This is a genomic window from Pseudomonas sp. Marseille-P9899 (assembly GCF_903166565.1).
Taxonomy (GTDB): Bacteria; Pseudomonadota; Gammaproteobacteria; order Pseudomonadales; family Pseudomonadaceae; genus Aquipseudomonas; species Aquipseudomonas huaxiensis.
The window spans coordinates 1-22,796 of the sequence record NZ_CAESCG010000006.1 but is presented as its reverse complement, the minus strand read 5'-3'; the positions used below and the strand labels follow the sequence as shown (position 1 = coordinate 22,796).

The 22,796-nt window shown below is 62.5% G+C and carries 15 protein-coding genes; 11 read left to right on the top strand and 4 right to left on the bottom strand.

Annotated elements, in window-relative coordinates; all coding sequences use genetic code 11:
- The first annotated feature begins 210 nt into the window (after positions 1–210).
- Entirely contained in the window at positions 211–1,794 is a 1,584-nt protein-coding gene (locus HWV67_RS24560) for a methyl-accepting chemotaxis protein (RefSeq protein ID WP_175653136.1), read from the top strand.
- A gap of 9 nt (positions 1,795–1,803) precedes the next feature.
- Here the strand turns inward: HWV67_RS24560 and HWV67_RS24555 are convergent, their stop codons facing one another.
- The 4 genes from HWV67_RS24555 to norR all read right to left on the bottom strand — a co-directional run bounded on the left by HWV67_RS24555 (position 1,804) and on the right by norR (position 5,493).
- Positions 1,804–2,577, bottom strand: a complete 774-nt coding sequence (locus HWV67_RS24555) for a YkgJ family cysteine cluster protein (RefSeq protein WP_175653135.1) — start codon at positions 2,575–2,577, stop codon at positions 1,804–1,806.
- Positions 2,556–2,867, bottom strand: a complete 312-nt coding sequence (locus HWV67_RS24550; protein WP_175653134.1) for a hypothetical protein — start codon at positions 2,865–2,867, stop codon at positions 2,556–2,558. The genes HWV67_RS24555 and HWV67_RS24550 overlap by 22 nt, the downstream gene beginning before the upstream one ends.
- Before the next feature lie 90 nt (positions 2,868–2,957).
- Positions 2,958–3,857, bottom strand: a complete 900-nt coding sequence (locus HWV67_RS24545; protein ID WP_110972788.1) for a chemotaxis protein — start codon at positions 3,855–3,857, stop codon at positions 2,958–2,960.
- A 79-nt stretch (positions 3,858–3,936) separates the two neighbouring features.
- Positions 3,937–5,493: a nitric oxide reductase transcriptional regulator NorR gene (gene norR / locus HWV67_RS24540; RefSeq protein ID WP_175653133.1), complete on the bottom strand. Its 1,557-nt coding sequence runs from the start codon at positions 5,491–5,493 to the stop codon at positions 3,937–3,939.
- A gap of 158 nt (positions 5,494–5,651) precedes the next feature.
- Here norR and hmpA point away from each other — a divergent pair, with 158 nt between their 5' ends.
- From hmpA to HWV67_RS24490, 10 genes are all read left to right on the top strand, one after another.
- Positions 5,652–6,833, top strand: a complete 1,182-nt coding sequence (hmpA, locus tag HWV67_RS24535; RefSeq protein WP_095158550.1) for an NO-inducible flavohemoprotein — start codon at positions 5,652–5,654, stop codon at positions 6,831–6,833.
- Between the two features lie 224 nt (positions 6,834–7,057).
- Positions 7,058–7,564, top strand: a complete 507-nt coding sequence (locus HWV67_RS24530; protein ID WP_095158549.1) for a disulfide bond formation protein B — start codon at positions 7,058–7,060, stop codon at positions 7,562–7,564.
- Positions 7,565–8,122: 558 nt separating this feature from the next.
- Positions 8,123–9,073: a ubiquinol oxidase subunit II gene (gene cyoA, locus HWV67_RS24525; RefSeq protein WP_095158548.1), complete on the top strand. Its 951-nt coding sequence runs from the start codon at positions 8,123–8,125 to the stop codon at positions 9,071–9,073.
- Positions 9,074–9,076: 3 nt separating this feature from the next.
- Positions 9,077–11,095, top strand: a complete 2,019-nt coding sequence (cyoB, locus tag HWV67_RS24520; protein ID WP_175653132.1) for a cytochrome o ubiquinol oxidase subunit I — start codon at positions 9,077–9,079, stop codon at positions 11,093–11,095.
- A gap of 3 nt (positions 11,096–11,098) precedes the next feature.
- Positions 11,099–11,722 (top strand): cytochrome o ubiquinol oxidase subunit III, encoded by a 624-nt coding sequence (gene cyoC, locus HWV67_RS24515; RefSeq protein ID WP_095158546.1) that lies wholly within the window; start codon positions 11,099–11,101, stop codon positions 11,720–11,722.
- Positions 11,723–12,064 carry a cytochrome o ubiquinol oxidase subunit IV gene (gene cyoD, locus HWV67_RS24510; RefSeq protein WP_095158545.1) on the top strand — a complete coding sequence of 114 codons (342 nt, stop codon included), beginning with the start codon at positions 11,723–11,725 and terminating at the stop codon, positions 12,062–12,064. It begins immediately after the preceding gene.
- An 11-nt stretch (positions 12,065–12,075) separates the two neighbouring features.
- Positions 12,076–12,963, top strand: a complete 888-nt coding sequence (cyoE, locus tag HWV67_RS24505; RefSeq protein WP_095158544.1) for a heme o synthase — start codon at positions 12,076–12,078, stop codon at positions 12,961–12,963.
- Positions 12,964–13,149: 186 nt separating this feature from the next.
- Positions 13,150–14,382, top strand: a complete 1,233-nt coding sequence (alaC, locus tag HWV67_RS24500; protein WP_110972782.1) for an alanine transaminase — start codon at positions 13,150–13,152, stop codon at positions 14,380–14,382.
- 171 nt (positions 14,383–14,553) lie between these two features.
- Positions 14,554–14,913, top strand: a complete 360-nt coding sequence (locus HWV67_RS24495) for a YkgJ family cysteine cluster protein (RefSeq protein WP_175653131.1) — start codon at positions 14,554–14,556, stop codon at positions 14,911–14,913.
- 299 nt (positions 14,914–15,212) lie between these two features.
- A partial coding sequence (locus HWV67_RS24490) for an autotransporter-associated beta strand repeat-containing protein (protein ID WP_175653130.1) occupies positions 15,213–22,796 on the top strand: 7,584 nt, incomplete at its 3' end.

The window sequence follows — 22,796 nt, the reverse complement described above, 5'->3', positions numbered from 1 at the left end:
GGAGAGAGGGCTATTACGTTTATATAGATCAGACCGGGTCGGCAGCGTGACGGCTAGCTGTCACGGCTGTCAGTTAGCCGGGACGCGGCGGACAGACGGTGATGGCAAAGGGCCGTAATGCTGCTCTGGATCAAGGTGCGCACAAGGGGCCACCCGTAGTATTTCCGCCCTGCTTTATAACCCCCTCATCCGAATGACGAGCGCCTCTCGATGAAGAGCAATCTGCCTGTGACCGGTCGCAATGTGGATTACCGTGGTGACGCTAACATCCTTTCCACCACTGATCTCACCAGTGCCATAACCTACGCCAACGACGAATTCTTGAAGATCAGCGGGTTCTCCCGGGAAGAGCTTATCGGGAGCGCGCATCATATCGTCCGCCATCCAGACATGCCTCCTGCGGCGTTCGAGCACATGTGGGCAACCCTGAAAAAGGGCCGCTCGTGGATGGGCCTGGTGAAGAATCGCTGCAAGAACGGCGATCACTATTGGGTCAGCGCGTTCGTCTCGCCGATCACCAGCCATGGTGAGACGGTGGAATATCAATCGGTGCGCACCAAGCCGACCCGTGCCCAGGTGGCCGCCGCCGAGCTGCATTACGCCAAACTGCGCAACGGCACGCTGACCTGGCGTGATCGTCTGCCAGTGCTGGGCCTGGGCAAGCGCCTGGCGCTGAACCTGGCCGGGCTGCTGGCGTTGGTCATGGGCGGCAGCCGCCTGTTGCTGCCGGAGTTTCCCATGCAGGGCGCGGTGGAGTGGCTGGTCTTCGTGGCACTCGGTGCCGTGTTGATCTCGCGGACCTTGCGCCCGCTGGAGCGGTTGCGCGCCCGGGCCAACGAAGTGGCGGACAACCCGCTGAGTCAGCAGTTGTACACCGGTCGCCGCGACGAAGTGGGGCAGATCGAATTCGCCCTGCAGATGCTCGAAGCGCAGATGGGCGCCGTGGTCGGCCGCATCGGCGACACCTCCAAGCGTCTGGCCGGGCACACCGCCGACCTCGCCAGCCATCTGCAACACAGCCACACCACCACGGTCGGCCAGCAGGGCGACGCGGATCAGGTGGCCGATGCGATCAACCGCATGGCGGCCCGGGTGGCGGAAGTGGCCAGCAGCGCCCAGCAGGCATCCCGCGCGGCGGACCAGGCCGAGGATGAAACCCAGGTCGGCCACAACCTGGTTGACCAGAGCCGCACGACCATCCTGCAATTGGCCAACGCCCTGGCCGAAGCCACGGAAGTGGTGCACACCCTGGAAAACCACAGCGAGGAGATTTCCGGCGTGCTGGAAGTTATCCACAGCATCGCCGAGCAGACCAACCTGCTGGCCCTCAACGCCGCGATCGAAGCCGCCCGGGCGGGTGATCATGGCCGCGGGTTTGCGGTGGTTGCCGATGAAGTCCGCGGCCTGGCCCAGCGCACCGCGCAATCGACCGGGGAAATCCAGCGGATGATCAGCGTGCTGCAGAGTGGCGCCCGTGACGCGGTGGTGGCGATGCAGCAGAGCAGCGATCACGCCGGGCAAAGCGTCGAACAGGCCCAGCACGCGACCCAGGCGCTGCACGGCATCAGCCAGCGGGTCAATCAGATCAGCGAGATGAGCATGCAGATCGCTTCGGCGGTCGAGCAGCAGAGCCTGGTCAGCGAAGACATCAACCGCAACATCATCAGCATCCGCCAGGCCAGTGAGCAGAGTGTCACTGCCGGTCAGCGCGGACATTCCACTGCCAGTGACGTGGCCGGTCTTGCCGAAGACCTGCGTCGCCTGGCCGAAGAGTTCTGGTGCCGGCGTCAATAAGACGCCGTATCAGAACCCGATGAAACTGTAGTGCCCGGCGCTCACGCCGGTGATCCTGGCCCCTGCCGAGCTCAGCTTTCCGGCAAGGTCGCCATCCTCCACATGTAATGTCCAGGCGGCGAGAGCCGCGTCCGGTTCGCTGGCCGTTTCCACCATGGCCTGGCGCAGCGCCGTCGTGTCCGGAAGATAAGCCGTGAAGCCGTTGCCTTTCAGGGCACTGGTGTCGATGCCCAGGCGTTGGCAGACCAGGGCCTTGTTGCGGATGTCCTCGCGGTCGGCCTGGCGTGAACGCTCGATCAGTTCCAGCAGTTGCGGGTCCACGACGCGCTCGCGGTGGATCAATGCCGCGCCGCTTTCCCAGGCTTCGGGCGGGCAGTCCTTGGCTTCGGGGCGCAACGGGATATGCGGATTGATCTCCATGGGATAGATGCGGCAGACCAGCGGGCGGCGCTCGTAGATCAGGCAGCGCAGTTCGGCGTCCAGGTTGCGGCACGGCCCCGGATTGAAGGCGGCGAAGGTGATGGCGACAAAGGCGTCGGTCGCGCCGCAGGGCACCGCGCAGGAACGACGGCGGGCGTGTTCCTGTTGCTCGACCGGCAAGCCCAGGCCGTTGTCGAGGAACGCCTCGACCAGCACGATGACCTGGCCGCCGTCATCGACCCATTGGCGGGCTTCGCTCAGGGTCAGCGGGACATGGTGGCCGGTACAGCACTTGCCGCAGCCGGTGCAGTTGAAATGCAGGGTGTTCGCTTCAGCGTTGCTCACGGTTTGCCAGGGGTCCATTCGGTCACGGTGGCGGTCTTGTGGCGCCGGTCGTAGAGGCACAGTTCGGTGCCCTTGCGGTTGTTCATGTGTTTTTGCGGGAAGCGGCCTTGCAGGAGGAGGGCGGAGTAGCCGGTGCGGTCGTCGAACTCGGCGCTCTTGCCGAGGGCGCGGACGTCCTTGAGCTGGCTGGCCTGGGTGCAGGCGCGCAGCAGTTGCTTGTCGTGTTCGGCCCAGGCCTGGTCGCTGGAGGCCTGCGCGGTGCTCGCCAGCAACAGGGCGCTGAGAAGGGTGAGGGTCTGCGCTTTCATCGGGAGTTGGCTCCGCAGGGGCATGAAGGCTGGATTATGCCTGACTGCCATATTGCGACAAGCGCAGCGCCGCCCAGTCGGCTCCGTTGGCTACCGCTCGGCGAACGCCACCGTCCGCGCCGCCACGATCAGGCAGTCGGTCAGCTCCGGCGACGAAAACTTGGTCAGCACCGCGTTGGCCCCGGCCGCCTTGGCCTTTTCGCTGTTCATCGCGCTGTCGAGCGAGGTGTGCAGCAGCACATACAGGTGCTGGAAGTCCGGCGTCTCGCGCAGGGTCCGGGTGAAGGCGTAGCCATCCATCTCGGACATCTCGATATCCGACACCACCACGTTGATTTCCTGATCGGTGCCTTGCAGCTCCAGCAACGTCGCAATCGCATCCTTGGCGCTGCGCGCGGTATGGCATTCCAGGCCGAGGCTGCGCAGGGTGTAGATCGACTGTTGCAGCGCAACCTGGCTGTCATCCACCACCAGTATGTTGGTCGCCGCCAGCACCGCCGCGTCTTCGCTGTTCAATTGTGCCGGGGCGTTGTCGTGGCGGCTCGGGGTGATGCCGTGGATGACCTTCTCGATATCCAGCACCTGCACCAGCGCGTCGTCGATGCGGGTCACGCCGGTAATGAACGATTTTTCCCCGGACGCATAGGGCGGCGGCCGGATGTCGGTGCTCAGGCAGTGCACGATGCGGCTCACCGCCTGGACATGCAGGCCCTGCTTGGAGCGGCTGATGTCGGTGACGATCAGGCAGCCACCGTTGGGGTCGGCCAGCGGCCGCTCGCCAATGGCGCGGGACAGGTCGATCACCGGCAGCGGGTTGCCACGCAGGGTCGCCACGCCTTTGACGTGGGGATGCGCTTCGGGCAGGCGGGTCAGCGGCGGACAGGGAATGATCTCGCTGACCTTGAGCAGGTTGATCGCCATCAGCTTGCCGCTGCGCAGGGTGAACAGCAGCAGCGACAGCGAGTCCGCGCGAGCTTTTTGCGAGAACATAGTGACCTTCGTGAAAAATGGGATTCAGAGGCTTGTGCCGGGTTATCGACCCGAGCAGCCATCGCTTTAACACATCTCGCTATCCGCGTAGACCGAGGCGGCGGGCGAGGCGGGCGAGGTTGGCACGGTCCAGGCCCAGTTCGCGGGCGGCGCTGGCCCAGTTGTGTTGATGCCGCTCCAGGCATGCTTCTATCAGGTGGCGCTGGTACAGGTCCAGCGCTTGGCGCAGATCGCCGCTGACGGCGGCGTTGGTGGTGTCGTGAAACGGTGCGGGCTCGGCCGGCGCGCTGGCGATACCTGGCAGGTCGAGGTCGGCGGCGTCGAGGCTGAGAATACGCGGGCGGTCGCGGTGTTGGCCGAGGGCCTTGAGCGCCGAGCGGCCGATCAGGTGTTCCAGTTCGCGGACATTGCCCGGCCAGTCGTAGGCCAGCAGCGCGGCCTGGGCTTCGGGGCTCAGACGCAGGCTGTTGAGGCCCATGCGCGAGCGATTCTGTTCAAGGAAGTAACCGCTGAGCAGCAGCACATCGCGACCGCGCTCGCGCAGCGCCGGCACGGGCAGCGGGTAAACGCTCAGGCGGTGGTAGAAGTCGGCGCGGTAGCGGCCGGCGCGCACTTCCTCGGCGAGGTCACGGTTGGTCGCGGCGATCAGTCGCACGTCCACCCGGTGCTCCTGGTCCGAACCCAGGCGCTGCAACTGGCCGCTCTGCAGCACCCGCAACAGTTTGGCCTGAACCAGCAGCGGCAGCTCGCCGACTTCATCGAGGAACAGCGTGCCGCCGTTGGCCAGCTCGAACTTGCCGCGGCGTTCGCCCACGGCGCCGGTGAAGGCGCCGCGGACATGGCCGAACAGTTCGCTTTCCACCAGGGTGTCGGGCAGGGCGGCGCAGTTGAGGCTGATCAGCGGTTTGTCGGCGCGCGGCGAGGCCTGGTGGATGGCCTGGGCTACCAGCTCCTTGCCGACCCCGGTTTCCCCGGTGATCAGCACGGTCAGGTCGCTGCCGCCGACCAGGCGGATTTCTTCCAGCAGGCGCTTGTGCGCCTTGCTCTGGCCGATCAGTTCCTTGTCTTGCTGGCCGCTGGCCTGGCGGTAGACCTCGGCGCGCTGGTGTTCGTCCTCGGCGCGCAGGGCCAGGCGTTCGATGCGCTGGGCCACGTTGACGGTGGCCGCGGCGAGGCTGGCGAAGGCTTGCAGGGCATCCAGCTCGACCTGCTGGAAGCTTTCTGGCGACAGTGCGTCGAGGGTGATCAGGCCCCACGGCCGCTCATCGACGAACAGCGGGCAGCCCATGCAGTCGTGGACTTCAAGCTGCTGGTGAAGGCCTTCGACCAGGCCGTCGTAGGGATCGGGCAGTTCGCTGTCGCTGGCGAAGCGGGTCGGCCCGCTGCGGCTGAGCAGGGCGGCGAAACGTGGGTGTTCGCTGACCCGGAAGCGGCGACCGAGGGTATCGGCACTCAATCCGTCCACCGCCAGCGGCACCAGCCATTCACCGTCCAGGCGCAACAGCGCGGCGGCGTCGCACGGCAGCAGGGCGCGCATGGCTTCCAGCAGGCGGCGATAGCGCTCGCCTTCCGGCAGTTCGCGGGACAGGTCGCTGACCAGGGGGAGCAGGGCGGTGAGCAGGGATTTTGCGGTCATAATGACTCCAGTTGGTCTTAACGACTCTAGCAGGCTTTGTGTCATTTTGACTCTTTGGCTTTCAATTGCCTGATTTTGCTGGGTTTTATAGTTGGCACGAATTCTGAAATGACAAGGGCAGTGTTTAAACCAGAAGCCTAAGGCTCAGGAGTCGTTCCATGCTTAATGCCCAAGACCGTGCAATCGTCAAAGCTACAGTGCCGCTGCTGGAAAGCGGTGGCGAAGCCCTGACCACCCACTTCTACAAAATGATGCTCAGCGAGTACCCCGAAGTGCGTCCGCTGTTCAACCAGGCCCACCAGTCCAGCGGCGACCAGCCACGGGCCCTGGCCAACGGCGTGCTGATGTACGCGCGGCATATCGACCAACTGGAGCAGTTGGGCGGGCTGGTCGGCCAGATCATCAACAAGCATGTGGCCTTGCAGATCCTGCCTGAGCATTACCCGATCGTCGGTCGCTGCCTGTTGCGCGCCATCGAGGAAGTGCTGGGCAGCGAGATCGCCACCCCCGAAGTGCTGGCGGCCTGGGGCGCGGCGTACCAGCAACTGGCGGACATCCTGATCGGCGCCGAAGAAGGCATGTATCAGCAGAAGGAAGCCGCCGAAGGTGGTTGGCGCGGTGCGCGGGCGTTCACGCTGGTCGAGCGGGTCGAGGAGAGCGCCGAGATCGTCTCCTTCTACTTTGCGCCGGTTGATGGCAAACCCGTACTGGTGGCGGAGCCTGGGCAATACATTGGCCTGCAACTGTTCATCGACGGCGCGGAGCAGCGCCGCAACTATTCCCTGTCGAGCCTCGGTGACGGACGTCTGTACCGCATCAGCGTCAAGCGCGAGGCGGGCGGCAAGGTGTCCAATTACCTGCATGACCAACTGAAAGTGGGTGACAGCATCAACCTGTTCCCGCCGGCGGGCGATTTCGTCCTGGCCGCCAGCGACAAGCCGCTGGTGCTGATCAGCGGCGGCGTCGGCATCACCCCGACCCTGGCGATGCTGGATGCGGCGCTGGACAGCGGTCGCCTGGTGCATTTCATCCATTGCGCCCGCAACGGTGCGGTGCATGCCTTCCGTGAACACGTTGATGCGCTGGCGGCGCGGCATCCACAGCTCAAGCGTTTCTATTGCTATGACGAGGATGACGGCGTGAGCTTGCCGGGCGATGCCCTGGGTTATCTGAGCCAGGAGCAACTGGCCGGCTGGTTGCCGCTGGAGCGAGATGTGGATGCCTACTTCCTCGGGCCCAAGCCGTTCATGGCGGCGGTGAAGCGCCAGTTGAAGGCTGCGGGCGTGCCGGAAGGGCAGAGCCGGTATGAGTTCTTCGGGCCGGCTGCGGCGCTGGAATAAGCCCAATCGCGACGGCTCGGCGCAATGCTGAGTCGTCGCGGCGCTTTTTCATTAATCCTCCTTTAATCAGCCTCCTCTTCACTCCTTCCTGCGCCTGCCTTTTCACACGGACTTCACCTTTGATCCGCGGTCTGCATGTAGACTTTCGGCCGGCGCGCCGTCATCTTGTGCGCCCCGCGGCTTTCAGCGAGGCCGAGTCGAACCACCTAGTGAAGGGAATGGCAATGAACGAGCAAACGCAGCGTCTCAATCGCGAGAGGCGCTTCCTGGTGCTGTTGGGTGTGATCTGTCTGGCGCTGATCGGCGGTGCCTTGTACATGCAGATCGTTCTTGGCGAGGCGCCTTGCCCGTTGTGCATCCTGCAGCGCTACGCGCTGTTGCTGATCGCCCTGTTCGCCTTCATCGGCGCGGCCATGCCCGGCAAGCGCAGCCTGACCGTTTTCGAGGGCCTGGTAGTGCTCAGTGCGCTGGGCGGTGTCGCCGCCGCCGGCAACCATGTCTATATCCTCGCCAACCCGGCGGTCAGTTGCGGCATCGATACCCTGCAACCGATCGTCGACGGACTGCCGTTGGCCTCGGTATTGCCGCTGGTGTTCCAGGTGGACGGCTTCTGCTCTACGCCATACCCACCTGTATTGGGACTTTCCCTTGCACAGTGGGCGCTTATGGCGTTCATCCTGACTGTGGTTCTGGTGCCGTTGGGCATCATCCGCAACCGTCGTCAGCGTTAGACAAAAGTCATGTTTTGACGCAAGCCTCTTGTTGAAGGAAGTTTCCCTCAGGCTGCGCACCCTGGTTGATCTGCGTCAATGTCAAACCCTTGTGGTACGGGCGTTTCAGGACTATTGAGCAGGGTGCGACAAACTGTCGCGAAACTGATTTATCGGGCCGGATTATTACACTTCTTGTAAAAGACTGTTGCTCAATAAGTCATAGTCAATGGTTGGTTACCTATCTACAATCGCCCCCAATTTCCGTTCGGCACTGCTTGCAAGTCGCATTAACAAAGGCTCCCAGGGCTTTTTCGCTGACTTCGACGAGCGCCGCCCGCGGCGATGCAGGGCTGACTCCTCTCCGTGATTTTCCGCACCAAATGGACTTGGTCTGAGATACAGGCCTGTTGCCCACGAAGTCAGAATAATAACCACGCACCACCCAGGTTCATGCCGAGCAGCGCCGCTTCTCAAGGTATGTCCCTATTCGCCCGTAAATGCTGACACTAGGCAGGACGAAGTGTTGGCGACCAAAACACAAATTGCATTGAAGCAAGCTGATCTAGAGGTCGTGAGATGAGTAAAAAGCGTTACCCCAGACTGTTTGGCATTCTGCCCTTTTTAGGCATGCTTTTACTCAGTGGGTGCAACTGGACCCTGCTCGACCCGAAGGGTCAGGTTGGCATTGAGCAAAAGAACCTTATCCTCATCGCCTTCGGCCTGATGCTGCTGGTGGTGGTCCCGGTCATTTTCATGACCCTGGCCTTCGCCTGGAAGTATCGCGCCTCGAACAAGGCTGCCAAATACACTCCGGACTGGTCGCACTCGACCAAGATCGAAGTCGCTATCTGGACCATCCCGGTACTGATCATCGTCGCCCTGGGCGTCGTGACCTACAAGACCACCCATGAGCTGGACCCGTATCGTCCGCTGGTTTCCGACGTGAAGCCGGTGCAGATCGATGTGGTCGCCCTGGACTGGAAATGGCTGTTCATCTACCCGGAACAAGGCATTGCCACGGTCAACAAGATCGTCTTCCCGGCCAACACCCCGGTCAACTTCCGTGTGACCTCTGATTCGGTGATGAACTCGTTCTTCATCCCGGGCCTGGGCGGCCAGATCTACGCGATGGCCGGCATGACCACCAAGCTGCACTTGATCGCCAACGAAAACGGTGTGTTCGACGGTATCTCGGCGAACTACAGCGGTGCCGGCTTCACCGGTATGAAATTCAAGGCAGTCGCCACCTCCCAGGCCGATTTCGAGGCATGGGTGAACGAAGTCAAGCAATCGCCAAAACAGCTGGACAAGGCTGAATACGAGTCCTTGGCCAAGGCTAGCGAAAACAACCCGGTAGCGCTGTACAGCGTGGCACCGGCCGAGCAGTTCCAGACCATCGTCGACAAGTACGAAGGCATGAACCGCGGCAAGCCGGTAGTACACGAGAAGGCCGAGCACAAGCAGGCAGCGGCCGCTACCGAGGGTATGGACGTGAGTATGCATTCAGCTGCTGGGGCAGAGGAGTAAGAGATGTTCGGTAAATTAAGTCTGGACGCGGTCCCGTACCACGAGCCGATAGTCATGGTGACGCTCGCCATGATTGCGCTCGGCGGTATCGCGTTGTTCGCGCTAATCACCTACTACAAGAAGTGGACCTACTTGTGGACCGAGTGGCTGACCTCGGTCGACCACAAGAAGATCGGCGTGATGTACATCATCGTCGCGATGCTCATGCTGATCCGCGGCTTCGCCGACGCCATCATGATGCGTACCCAGCTCGCGGCCGCCACCGGCGGTGCCGAGGGCTACCTGCCCCCAGAGCACTATGACCAGATCTTCACCGCTCACGGTGTGATCATGATCATCTTCATGGCGATGCCATTCTTCACCGGCCTGATGAACCTCGCGGTTCCTCTGCAGATCGGTGCACGTGACGTTGCCTTCCCGTTCCTCAACTCCCTGAGCTTCTGGCTGCTGGTGTCCGGCGTTGCGCTGGTCAACATCTCCCTGGGCGTCGGCGAGTTCGCCAAGACCGGTTGGGTAGCCTATCCGCCGCTTGCGGGAATCCAGTACAGCCCTGGTGTCGGGGTTGACTACTACATCTGGGCGCTACAGCTATCGGGTCTGGGTACAACGCTTACGGGCGTGAACTTCCTGGCAACCGTGCTGAAAATGCGCGCGCCTGGCATGAAGCTGATGGACATGCCGATCTTCACCTGGACCTGCACCTGGGCCAACGTTCTGATCGTCGCTTCGTTCCCGATCCTGACTGCTGCACTGGCTCTGCTGACTGTTGACCGTTATCTGGACTTCCACATTTTCACCAACGAGCTTGGTGGGAATCCGATGATGTACGTCAACCTGTTCTGGGCCTGGGGTCACCCTGAGGTTTACATCCTGATCCTGCCGGCCTTCGGTGTGTTCTCGGAAGTCACCTCGACCTTCACCGGCAAACGCCTGTTCGGTCACCACTCGATGATCTATGCATCGGGCGCGATCGCGGTACTTGGCTTTGCGGTATGGCTGCACCACTTCTTCACCATGGGTTCTGGCGCCAGCGTCAACACCTTCTTCGGTCTGGCAACGATGCTGATTTCGATCCCGACCGGGGTAAAACTGTTCAACTGGCTGTTCACGATCTACCAGGGCCGTCTGCGCTTCACCGCGCCGGTTCTGTGGACCCTCGGCTTCATGGTCACCTTCTCCATCGGTGGCATGACCGGCGTTCTGCTGGCTGTACCGGGCGCTGACTTCGTGCTGCACAACAGCCTGTTCGTGATCGCTCACTTCCACAACGTGATCATCGGTGGTGCGGTGTTCGGCTACATCGCCGGCTTCGCCTTCTGGTTCCCGAAAGCCTTCGGTTTCACCCTGAACGAGAAGTGGGGCAAAGCTGCCTTCTGGTTCTGGATCTCCGGTTTCTACGTGGCCTTCATGCCGCTGTACGCACTGGGCTTCATGGGTATGACCCGTCGTCTGAACAGCTCGGACAACCCTGCCTGGGAACCGTACCTGTACGTTGCCGTGGTCGGCGCCGTGCTGATCCTGTTCGGTATCGCTTGCCAACTGATCCAGCTGTACGTGTCGATCCGCGATCGCAACGAAAACCTGGACGTGACCGGCGACCCATGGGGCGGCCGTACCCTGGAATGGTCGACTTCGTCGCCACCACCGTTCTACAACTTCGCCACCATGCCTGAGAAAGTGGGCCTGGACGCCTGGCACGAAGCCAAGGAAGCCGGTGTTGCGTACAAGGCTCCAGCCAAGTACGAAGCGATCCACATGCCGAACAACACCTCTACCGGTGTGTTCATGGGCCTGTTCCTGACCATCTTCGGTTTCGCCTTCATCTGGCACATCTGGTGGCTGGTGGGTGTGAGCCTGTTCGCTACCGTTGCAGTCTTCGTTCGCCACGCTGCGCGTGACGACCAGGGCTACATGGTTCCTGCCGAGGAAGTGGCGCGCATCGAAGGTGAGCGCATGAAGACCCTGGGTCTGGCCACCGGCGCGCCTGCTGGCGCACGTGTTGAATCGTTCGAGCGGGTTTAATCAATGTCCAGTCAAGTAATCAACGCAGGTGCTCATGGTCACGACCATGGGCACGACGATCACCACCATGACTCAGGCCAGATGACCGTATTCGGTTTCTGGCTGTACCTGATGACCGACTGCATTCTGTTTGCGTCGATCTTCGCTACCTACGCGGTGCTGTCCGGCAACTTTGCCGGCGGCCCGTCGGGTCATGACATCTTCGAACTGAACTACGTACTGGGTGAGACCGCGCTGCTGCTGTTCTCCAGTATCACCTTCGGCTTCGCGATGCTGCAGATGTACAAAGGCAACAAGAGCGGCGTACTGGGCTGGCTGGCCGTTACCTGGCTGCTGGGCGCCGGCTTCATCGGCATGGAAATCAACGAGTTCCATCTGCTGATCAGCGAAGGCTTCGGCCCATCGCGCAGCGGCTTCCTGTCGGGCTTCTTCGCCCTGGTCGGTACCCACGGTCTGCACGTGACCGCCGGTCTGATCTGGATGGCAATCCTGATGTACCAGATCAACAAGCACGGCATCACCAACACCAGCAAGACCCGCATGAGCTGCCTGAGCCTGTTCTGGCACTTCCTGGACGTGGTCTGGATCTGCGTGTTCACCGTCGTGTACCTGATGGGAGTTCTGTAAATGGCTAACGCACACAACAGCAGCCACGGCCACGACGAAGCCAACCACGGCAGCGTCAAGTCCTACGCCATCGGCTTCATCCTGTCGGTGATCCTGACTGTCATTCCATTCGGCCTGGTGATGTACCCGACCCTGCCGAAAGACATGACCCTGCTGATCATCGTTGCGTTCGCAGTGATCCAGATCGTGGTGCACCTGTACTACTTCCTGCACCTGGATGGCTCGCAAGCAGCACGCTCCAGCGTGACGTCGTTCCTGTTCACGGCGCTGGTCATTGCGCTGTTGGTCGGCCTGTCGCTGTGGATCATGTTCAGCATCCACTCAAGCATGATGGCGAAGTGAGGTAAGGCGGCATGTCCCTCAAGCACTTTATCCAGATCACCAAACCGGGAATCATTTTCGGTAACGTGTTGTCGGTAGCGGGCGGATTCTTCCTCGCTGCACAAGGGCATGTCGACTTCATGCTGTTCCTCGCCACGGTGATTGGCACTTCGCTGGTCGTCGCATCCGGTTGTGTTTTCAACAACTGGATCGACCGCGACATCGATATCAAGATGGAGCGCACCAAGAACCGTGCGATGGTTCAGGGGCTGATTTCGTCGAAAGTTGCATTGGTCTACGCCACCCTGCTCGGGGTGGCCGGCCTCGGCCTGCTGTATGTGCAGGCCAATGCGCTGGCGGCGCTGTTCGGCCTGATTGGCTTCATCATCTACGTGGGTTTCTACAGCCTGTACCTGAAGCGTAAATCGGTGCACGGCACCCTGGTTGGCAGCCTGTCCGGTGCCATGCCTCCGGTGATCGGCTATTGCGCCGTGAGCGGTACCTTCGACCTGGCTGCATTGACCCTTCTGGTGATGTTCAGCCTGTGGCAGATGCCGCACTCCTACGCGATCGCGATCTTCCGCTTCAACGACTACCTGGCTGCTTCGATTCCGGTCCTGCCGGTCAAGCGCGGCATCCTGGTGGCCAAGAAGCACATCCTCTGGTACATCGTGGCCTTCCTTGCGGCGACCCTGATGCTGACCTTTGGTGGCTACGCCGGCATGAGCTATCTGGCGGTGGCCGCGGCCATGGGCATGTACTGGTTGTACATGGCCTGGACCGGTTACAAGGCCAAGGATGATCGTCTGTGGGCACGCAAGTTGTTCGTGTTCTCCATCTTCACCATCACCGCCCTGAGCGTGATGATGTCGCTGGACACCAAGGTGCCTGCCGAGCTGTTGCTGACCTACGCGCACTGAGTGCGAAAGGTTTGACGAGAACGCCCCGGACCGAAAGGTTCGGGGCGTTTTTGTTTGTGGCCTTGGAGCCTGGCCACAGAAATAAATCTTTACAGCCTTCCCCGTCAGCCACTATCTTCCAGATCGGCCACCGCAGTGGCCAACGTCGCTCGGACGGTTCCGGGCGCTTACGTCTTCGAGGAAGTCATGGCCGACCAAGGTTCGCCGCGCCGCTTTGCGCGCATAGATCGTCTCCCCCCCTACGTCTTCAACATCACCGCCGAACTCAAGATGGCTGCGCGCCGTCGTGGCGAGGACATCATCGACCTGAGCATGGGCAACCCCGACGGGGCCACGCCGCCGCACATCGTCGAGAAACTGGTGCAGGTCGCCCAGCGCGAAGATACCCACGGCTACTCCACCTCTCGCGGCATTCCGCGTCTGCGTCGGGCCATTTCGCGCTGGTACAAGGACCGCTACGAGGTCGAGATCGACCCGGAAAGCGAAGCCATCGTCACCATCGGCTCCAAGGAAGGCCTGGCTCACCTGATGCTGGCAACCCTGGATCATGGCGACACCGTCCTGGTGCCCAACCCCAGCTACCCGATCCACATCTATGGCGCAGTCATCGCCGGCGCCCAGGTGCGTTCGGTGCCGCTGGTGCCGGGCGTGGACTTCTTCAATGAGCTGGAACGGGCCATTCGCGAGTCGATCCCCAAGCCGAAGATGATGATCCTCGGCTTCCCGTCGAACCCGACCGCGCAGTGCGTCGAGCTGGACTTCTTCGAGCGCGTCGTGGCCCTGGCCAAACAGTACGACGTGCTGGTGATCCACGACCTGGCCTACGCCGACATCGTCTACGACGGCTGGAAAGCCCCGTCGATCATGCAGGTGCCGGGCGCCAAGGACATCGCGGTCGAGTTCTTCACCCTGTCCAAGAGCTACAACATGGCCGGCTGGCGGATCGGTTTCATGGTCGGTAACCCGGAACTGGTCAGCGCCCTGGCGCGGATCAAGAGCTACCACGACTACGGCACCTTCACGCCGCTGCAGGTCGCGGCCATCGCTGCGCTGGAGGGCGACCAGCAACCGGTGCTCGACATCGCCGAGCAATACCGCCAGCGCCGCAACGTACTGGTCAAGGGCCTGCACGAGATGGGCTGGATGGTCGAGAACCCCAAGGCGTCGATGTATGTCTGGGCGAAGATCCCGGAACAATATGCCCACCTCGGTTCGCTGGAGTTCTCCAAGAAGCTGCTGGCCGAGGCCAAGGTCTGCGTGTCGCCGGGTATTGGTTTTGGTGACTACGGTGACGACCATGTGCGTTTCGCCCTGATCGAAAACCAGGACCGTATCCGCCAGGCGGTTCGCGGCATTCGCCAGATGTTCCGCGCCGATGGCATCGAGCCGCCGAAGGCTGGCAAACCTGCTCGCGGCTAGTCGATCGAACGACGCCCCGCTGATGCCGCAAGGCGTTGGCGGGGCGTTTTCATTTCCGCCGGTCGGCTGCCGGTATTTCTTTTTTTGCCCCCCTTCTCAAGCGCAAGCCGTTGCATAGAATGGTCGCCGGGATTCCCCCTATAACGACAATTCTCCCCCCCCCTCCTAATCATGTCCAAGACCAGTCCTTGTATGAGTTGTGGCGCCTGCTGCGCGCATTTTCGTGTGTCTTTTTTCTGGGGCGAATGCGCTTCGTCCGGTGGCTGTGTGCCGGACGAGGTGGTGGTGCAGATCAGCCCCAGCCGGGTGGCGATGATCGGCACCGACGCAAAGCCCGTACGCTGCATGTCCCTGGCGGGAGAGGTGGGCAAGGGCGTGAGCTGCAACATGTATGCGCAACGTTCCAGCACCTGCCGGGAGTTCGAGGCGTCGTGGGAAAACGGTGAACACAACCCGAGCTGCGACGATGCCCGCGCGGCCTATGGCTTGCCACCGTTGCAGCCCTATGACGAGGGTTCAAACGCCGCGTGAATGAATAAGCGATCAGGGGCGTTCCAGGGTTGTTCATCGGCGATCGGCCACGAACACGCTGGTAAGTGCGCAAAGTAATTTAAGTAAGACATTTCCTACCTAGATGATGGCTTTTTGCTGTAAAACTCTCCCATTCGGATTCTTACATTGCCAAGGTCGGGCCATTCAACTGAATAGCCGCAGGAAACCGCGCCTATTGCGTTGATACCTGCGTTGTCAGGTGTGAGTCGCCTGATCCACATCGGGAGTTGTGTGTGGACAGTCGGTCAGCCTTATCCATTCGTGTACGTCGTAGCCCCTTGTCGCTTTCCATCAGCCTGGCGGCCATGGGACTGCTGGCCAGCCTCAGCAGTGCGCAGGTGTTGGCAGCCTGTACACCGGGCGTGCCCAGCAACGGTGTCACGGTGACCTGTAGCGGAACCGACCAGCGCAACTTCAGCAGCGCGGCCAGCAGCCTCATGGTCAACGTTTCCTACACTGCCCAGGTGGGCTCCGATGGCTCCGGCAACCCGGTGATGCAACTCACCGGCAGCAACAACCGCATCAACAACCAAGGCTGGATCAATCCGTCCTACATCGGCCAGCAGACAGTGCTGACCACCGGCTTGCAAGTCGGTAACGCCTTTACCCAGAACATCTCCATCACCAACTACACCGATGCTCGACTGTCCGGCACCAGCGCCGACCTCGGCGCATCCCTGCTTGATCTGAAGGGCATGGCGGTCGATGCGCAGGCTGGGGCGGGCGGCAAGGTGACCATCGTCAACAGCGGGACCATCCAGAGCGAGCGGATCCTCGGGGCGAGCGTGCTGGTCGCGGACATGCCGGTTATGGCGGTCTACGGTGGTGCCCAGGTCGAGATGACCAACATGAACGATATCTATGGCCGGGTCGCGTTCCAGGCATCGGTCGAAGGCAACATCTTCACCAACACCGGCACAGTCGCGGGCAGCCTGTCCCTGGGCGCCGGTGGTGGCAACAACCGTTTCAACGCGGTCACCGGCTCGTCGGTAGTGAGTGGCGGTGCCAGCAGCACTGATTCGGTCACCGTCGACTCGAACTCCAACCTGGTATTCGTCAGACCTGGTGCCGTCGATGGCGGGGCAGGTGCCTCCAATACCCTGGCCTTGCAGAACGCTATCGGCGGCGGTAGCGGCACAGCGGGCTCGGGTTCGGTGTCGGCGGCGAACTTCCTCAACTTCAGCAACCTGCTGGTGCAGGCCGGTAGCTGGACGGTGAGCGGTGCGCTGCTGACCGGCTACACCAGCACCACCCTGATCGGTGGTTCGCTGTCGGTGAACAATGACGCGGTGTTCGGCAGCGGTGACGTCAGCATCAACAATGCCACCCTCACCACCCACGTCGGCACGGTCAACCTGGCCAACAATATCCTGATCGGCACCGCAGGCATGACAACCACCGGCATCAACACCCTCACCCTCAATGGTGTGGTGTCCGGCGGGGCCACGGGGACGCTGATCAAGAACGGCTCCGGCACCCTGCGCATCAACGGCGCCAACACCTATGCCGGAGGCACCACGCTCAATGCGGGCACCGCCGTGGTCAGCACCAACCAGGCGTTCGGCACGGGCGGTGTTGCCATTGGTGCCGCCGGCGCCCGTCTCGATGCAAGCGGCTCGGTCAGCCTCGCCAACAACATCAGCCTGACAGGTAACGGCACCTTTGGCGGTACCGGCAACCTGACCCTGACCGGCATCATCAGCAACATCACCAGCCGGGGCATTTCCAAGGTTGGCAGCGGCCAGTTGATTCTGACTAACGCCAACACCTTCCAGGACGGCGCCACGCTGTCGGCGGGTACGTTGAGCGTTGGCAACAACCTGGCCCTGGGCAGCGGCGACGTGAGGGTCACCGGTGCATCCACCCTGACCAGCACCCAATCGGTCACCTTGAACAACAAGGTATTACTGGTCGCCAACCTGACCGTCGGCGGTAGCAACGACATTACCCTCAACAACGTTGTCAGCGGTGGAACGACCGCCAAGCTGATCAAGACCGGCAGCGGTAACCTCACTCTCAGCGGCGCCAACACCTTCCAGGGTGGCATCGAACTCAACGGCGGTACCCTCACCGCCCCCGCCGACAACGGAGAGCTGGGCAGCGGCGCTTTGACCGTCACGGGCAACAGCCGTCTGGTGTACGGAACCTCGCTGATGGGGCTGACCCCGATCACTATCAACAGCGGCAACACCCTGGAGTTTTCCAACGACGTCACGGTGAATTACAACGCTCAGATGTCCGGCGCTGGTGATCTCGTCAAAACCGGCACCGGAAGTCTGGAACTGTTTATAGCCTCCACGCTCACCGGGCTGGTGGATGTGCGCCAGGGTACGGTCAAATCAGCGGTCTCCAATGCGCTCGGCAACAATCCGAACCTCAACATCGATAGCGGCGCGTTGGTCACGATCGACTTCGGCGCGGGCCTCAAGAGCCTGACCGGGGCCGGTCAGATAACCGTGAACAGCGGGCCACTGACCATTGGCAACGGCAACGCCAGTTCGACCTTCGACGGCGTCATCAGCGGTCCTGGCGCTGTGATCAAGGCCGGTACCGGTCTCCTGACCCTGACTGGCATCAGCACTCACACCGGTACCACCACAGTCAACGGCGGCCGGCTCAACATCGCCTCTGGCGGCAGGCTGACCAGCAACCTGGTCACCGTGGCCAACGGCGGGACCCTGGGGGGCAGCGGTACGCTCACCGGCGGCCTGACCATCAACAACGGTGGTCATCTGGCGCTTGCCAGCGGTAACAAGCTCACCACCGGTGCGCTGACGCTGTCCAGCGGCAGCATCGTGGATATCGCGCTGGGCACGCCGACGGTCGCCACGCCAATGGCCAGCGTCAACGGCAATCTCGCCATCAATGCCAGCCCGACCTTCAACTTCACCGACGCCGGTGACATGGCCAACGGCATCTACCGGCTGTTCGACTACACCGGGACGCTCACCTATACGGGTGGCACCCTGGGCACCGTGCCGACGGGCATCCTGTCAGGCGAGATCACCCTCGACATCAGCCAGAACAACATCGTCAATGTCGTCGTCAACTCGGCATTGCTGGCCCGGCAGTATTGGGACGGCGGCGGCACTTACGGTAACGGCGTGATCAACGGCGGCACCGGTGTCTGGAACAACGTGGAAAACAACTGGACCAAGGCCAACGGCAACAGCATCGACGGCTGGAATGGCGTGTCGGCGGTGTTCAAGGGGACTGCGGGCCTGGTGATCATCGAAGGCACCCAGACCGCCAGCAGCCTGCTGTTCAGTGCCAGTGGCTATACCCTGAGCAGCGCTTCAGGCGGCCTGCTCAGCCTGGTCAACACCTCCGGCGGCTCGGCGACCATCAGCACCGACACCGGGGTTTCCACCCTGATCGACGCCCAGATCGGCGGCGCTGGCAAGCTGGAGAAAACCGGCGCCGGCACCTTGATCCTGGCCGGCAACAACCTTCATAGCGGCGGTACTGCACTGACGGCGGGCACCCTGATCGTCCGCCGCAATACCGCTGTGGGCAGCGGTACGCTGGCGCTTGGCGCCGGCACCCTCCTCAGCACCGACACCACTGCTGTGCAGTTGACCAACACTGTGGTTCTCAACAGTGTGGCCAACATCGTGGTTGGCAGCGGCGCCGATCTGACCCTGACTGGTGCCGTCAGCGGCGCTGGCGGTCTGGTCAAGATCGGTACCGGCAGCCTGGTGCTGAGCGGCAACAACGGGCAACTGGGCAATACCTGGCTCAATGCCGGTGGCCTGGTGCTGGGCAGCAACTCCGCGTTGGGTTTGGGCACCCTGAACACCCTCAACAACACCACGCTGGACAGCGGCCTGGCGGGCGTGCAGATCGGCAACGATGTGGCCATGAGCGGCAACCTGACGGTACTCGGCAGCCGCGACATGTCCCTTACCGGCACTGTGTCCGGTACCGGCAACCTGATCAAGAACGGCACCAGCACGCTGAGCCTGACGGGCGCCAACACCTTGAATGGCAGCGTCTCGTTGAACCAGGGCACACTGCGCCTTGGCAGTAACAATTCGCTGGGCAACGCCAACCTGGTGGTCGGCGGCGTGTCGACCTTGCAGGCGGCGGCGAACCTTACCGTCAGTAACGCCGTCGCCCTCGGCGGCGAACTCACGGTTAGCGGCAGCAACGACCTGACCCTTTCGGGCGTGGTCTCCGGGGCTTCCGGACTGGTCAAGGACGGCACCGGCAAGCTGACCCTGAGCGGTGCCAACCTCTACCAGAGCCCGACCACCCTCAACGCCGGCACGCTGGTGCTGGGTAATGCCCAGGCGCTGGGCCTCAGCCGGCTGGATGTGAACGGCACCGGCGCGCTGGAAAGCAGCAGCGCTTTGACCGTGGGCAACGACGTCACCATCAGTGGCGCCCTCACCGTGCAGGGCAGCAACAACCTGACCCTCGACGGCTCCATCACCGGCATGGGCAGTCTGACCAAGGCTGGCAGCGGTACCTTGACCCTTAACGGCGGCGACGGTTTCTACGGTGTCTACAACGTCAACGGCGGTCGCCTGATCAGCAACACCGCGATCACCCTGGGCGAGCCGAGCGCGATCAATGTCGCGTCCGGCGCAACCCTGCAATTGGCCGCGGGTGCTGCCACCGGCCAGCTCAACGGCGCGGGTAATGTGCAACTCGATGCGGGCGAATTCCGGGTTGATGAGGGCACCTTCAGCGGCGCGCTGAGCGGAAACGGCGACCTCTACAAAAACAGCAGCGGCACACTGCAACTCAGCGGCAACAGCGCGCTGGCCGGGGCAACCACCATTGCCGGTGGCATCTTGCGGGTCAATGGCAGTCTGGGTAACGGCAGTGTTTCGGTCGAGAACGGTGCATCCCTGACCGGCAGCGGCACCCTGGGCGGCGCAGTGACCGTCGCCAATGGCGGCCACCTGAGCTTGGCCAGCGGTTCGGTACTGACCCTCGGCTCGCTGGTATTGAATGACCTCTCCAACCTCGACGTCGCCCTCGGCGCCGCCATTGCGGGCGCGGCGGGACTGGCCAACGTCAGCGGAAACCTGACCCTGGACGGCAAGCTGAATATCACCGACGTCGGTGGCTTCGGCTTGGGCGTGTACCGCCTGTTCGACTACAACGGTTCGTTGATCGACAACGACCTGCAGTTCGGTGTGTTGCCGACGGGCCTCCTGGCCAATGAACTGGAACTGCAGACCAATGTTTCCAACCAGGTCAACCTGGTGGTGGGCAGCCCCGACTACATCCGGTTCTGGGACGGCAGCGAGCTGACCGGCAATGGAACCGTCGAAGGCGGCAACGGCACCTGGAGCAGCAGCAACGGCAACTGGACCACTATCAACGCCGGGCTCAACGGTGCCTGGAACAGTTCCTTCGCGGTGTTCCAGGGCGCGGCCGGCACAGTGGTCGTGGATGGCACCCAAAGCGTCACCGGCCTGCAGTTCATCACCGATGGCTATCAACTGGTGGGCGGCGGTACGGATTCGCTGCAACTGGTCAACGGCACCAGCGGCTACAGCATGCTGCGCGTGGACAACGGCGCGACCGCGACGCTGGACGTGAGCCTGGGCGGCAGCGGTGTGCTGAACAAAGTCGACAGCGGCACGTTGGTGCTCAATGGCGCCAATACCTATAGTGGCGGAACTCTCCTGACCGCGGGCACCCTGGTGCTGGGCAACAACGCGGCGCTGGGCTCCGGCAACCTGACCACCTCCGCCGGCACCACGCTGGACAGCAACAAGGCGGTCAGCCTGGTCAACGATTTGCTCCTCAACGGCGCACTGACCCTGGCTGGCAGCCAGGACCTGACGCTGAACGGCCTGGTGCAGGGCACTGGCACGCTGGTGAAGAATGGCGGCAGCACGCTGACCCTGAATCAGGCTAACAGCTATGCCGGCACCACGTTCAACGCCGGCACGGTGGTACTGGGCAACAGCACCGCGCTGGGCACCGGCCTGCTTACCGTCGCTGGCCCGGCCCACCTCGGTACCAGCACGGCAATGACGTTGGCTAACGCGATCGGCATCAATTCCGGCTCCAGCCTGACCTTGGCCGGCAGCCATGACCTGATCCTGAGCGGCGCGATGAGCGGTGACGGCACTCTGGTCAAGCAGGGCTTCAGCACCGTGAACCTCACGGGCAACAGCAACTTCTCCGGCTCTTACGAGATCTACGGCGGTCTCCTCAACCTGCTGGGCAGCAATGGCTCGAACGCCCCGCGGATCAGTATTCAAAGGAACGGCATGCTCGGCGTTGGTGTCGACAGCACCGTGCACATGCTCAGCGGGCAGGGCGCGGTCCAGCTCAACAACAATAGCGTCCTTACCCTGCGTAATGGTAGCTATGCAGGCCGCATCACCGGGACTGGCAGCCTGAACATCGCCTCCGGAATCGTGGCGCTGAACGGCCTTGGCAGCATCACCGGTGCCACCACCGTCTCCTCGGGCAGCCTGTATGTTTATGGTGCGCTTGCTACGTCTTCGCTGTCCGTTGCCAACGGCGCGACCCTTGGCGGCGGCGGCACTATCATCAGCGCCGTGACCATCGCCGATGGCGGCCATCTGCAAGCCATCAGCACCAACACGCTGACTACGGGCAACCTGACCCTCAACAACGACTCCAACCTTGATGCCCTCCTCGGCGCCGCCGTCGCCGGTGCCGCAGGAATGATCAAGGTCAACGGCAACCTGGTGCTGGACGGCAAGCTCAACGTCACTGACGTGGGCGGCTTCGGCCTGGGCGTCTACCGCCTGATCGACTACACCGGCACCCTCACCGACAACGGTCTGGCGATCGGCACGATCCCGGGTGGCCTGGTGGCGGGCGACCTGGAAGTGCAAACCAGCGTCGGCAATCAGGTCAACCTGCTGGTGGGTGGCGGCGCGGGTAGCGTGCTGTTCTGGAACGGCAGCACCACCGCCCCTGGCGGCATTGTCGGCGGCAATGGCACCTGGGGCGGCACGGCCAGCAACTGGACCAACGCCACCGGCAACTTCGACCAGGGCTGGAAGGACGGCTTCGCCGTGTTCCAGGGCGCGGCGGGTACCGTCACGGTCGAAGGCACTCAAAGCACCACCGGCCTGCAGTTCCTCACCGATGGCTACAACGTGGTTGCGGGTACTGCGGGTGAGTTGAACCTGATCAACGGTTCCACTGGCTATGCCGGCGTACGCGTGGGCAGCGGCAACACGGCTACGGTCGATGTGAACCTGACCGGCAGCGCGACCCTCAACAAACTGGAATCCGGCACCCTGGTGCTGAACGGCAACAACAGCTACAGCGGCGGTACTCAGCTCAATGGCGGCACCTTGGTAGTGGGCAGCAACGCCGCGCTGGGCACCGGCACCTTGACCACCGCCGACCTGACCACGCTGGACAGCAACCGCGCCGTCACCCTCGGCAACGCCGTGACCGTGAACGATGGCCTGATCCTCGCCGGCAGCAACGACCTTGGCCTTACCGGCACTATCAGCGGTACCGGCGCTCTGGCGAAGAACGGCGCTGCCAACCTGACCCTGAGCGGCAACAACACCTACAGCGGTGGAACCCTGCTCAACGCCGGCAGCCTGACCCTCGGTCACAACGCCGCGCTGGGTACGGGTGCGCTGAGCATTCTCGGCAATACCAGCCTGGACACCAGCGCCAATCTGCAAGTGAGCAACAACATTGTCGTGGCGCAGCAACTGACGCTGGGCGGCAGCCATGACCTGACGCTGAGCGGTGCGCTCAGTGGCAACGGCGAGCTGATCAAGAACGGCAACGGCCAGCTTCTGCTGACCGGCACCAGCACCTACACCGGCAACACCTCGGTCAACGCGGGCGGCCTCACCGTCAACGGTACCTTCGCCAGCGCCAACGTGCAGATCGCC

What these genes read in the sequence shown, in the direction of transcription:
- cyoB (WP_175653132.1), top strand. Translation starts at nt 9,077, where the DNA reads ATGTTCGGTAAATTAAGTCTGGACGCGGTCCCGTACCACGAGCCGATA.
- cyoA (WP_095158548.1), top strand. Translation starts at nt 8,123, where the DNA reads ATGAGTAAAAAGCGTTACCCCAGACTGTTTGGCATTCTGCCCTTTTTA.
- norR (WP_175653133.1), bottom strand. Translation starts at nt 5,493, where the DNA reads ATGACCGCAAAATCCCTGCTCACCGCCCTGCTCCCCCTGGTCAGCGAC.
- cyoD (WP_095158545.1), top strand. Translation starts at nt 11,723, where the DNA reads ATGGCTAACGCACACAACAGCAGCCACGGCCACGACGAAGCCAACCAC.
- hmpA (WP_095158550.1), top strand. Translation starts at nt 5,652, where the DNA reads ATGCTTAATGCCCAAGACCGTGCAATCGTCAAAGCTACAGTGCCGCTG.
- HWV67_RS24495 (WP_175653131.1), top strand. Translation starts at nt 14,554, where the DNA reads ATGTCCAAGACCAGTCCTTGTATGAGTTGTGGCGCCTGCTGCGCGCAT.
- HWV67_RS24550 (WP_175653134.1), bottom strand. Translation starts at nt 2,867, where the DNA reads ATGAAAGCGCAGACCCTCACCCTTCTCAGCGCCCTGTTGCTGGCGAGC.
- HWV67_RS24555 (WP_175653135.1), bottom strand. Translation starts at nt 2,577, where the DNA reads ATGGACCCCTGGCAAACCGTGAGCAACGCTGAAGCGAACACCCTGCAT.
- HWV67_RS24545 (WP_110972788.1), bottom strand. Translation starts at nt 3,857, where the DNA reads ATGTTCTCGCAAAAAGCTCGCGCGGACTCGCTGTCGCTGCTGCTGTTC.
- cyoC (WP_095158546.1), top strand. Translation starts at nt 11,099, where the DNA reads ATGTCCAGTCAAGTAATCAACGCAGGTGCTCATGGTCACGACCATGGG.
- HWV67_RS24530 (WP_095158549.1), top strand. Translation starts at nt 7,058, where the DNA reads ATGAACGAGCAAACGCAGCGTCTCAATCGCGAGAGGCGCTTCCTGGTG.
- HWV67_RS24560 (WP_175653136.1), top strand. Translation starts at nt 211, where the DNA reads ATGAAGAGCAATCTGCCTGTGACCGGTCGCAATGTGGATTACCGTGGT.
- alaC (WP_110972782.1), top strand. Translation starts at nt 13,150, where the DNA reads ATGGCCGACCAAGGTTCGCCGCGCCGCTTTGCGCGCATAGATCGTCTC.
- cyoE (WP_095158544.1), top strand. Translation starts at nt 12,076, where the DNA reads ATGTCCCTCAAGCACTTTATCCAGATCACCAAACCGGGAATCATTTTC.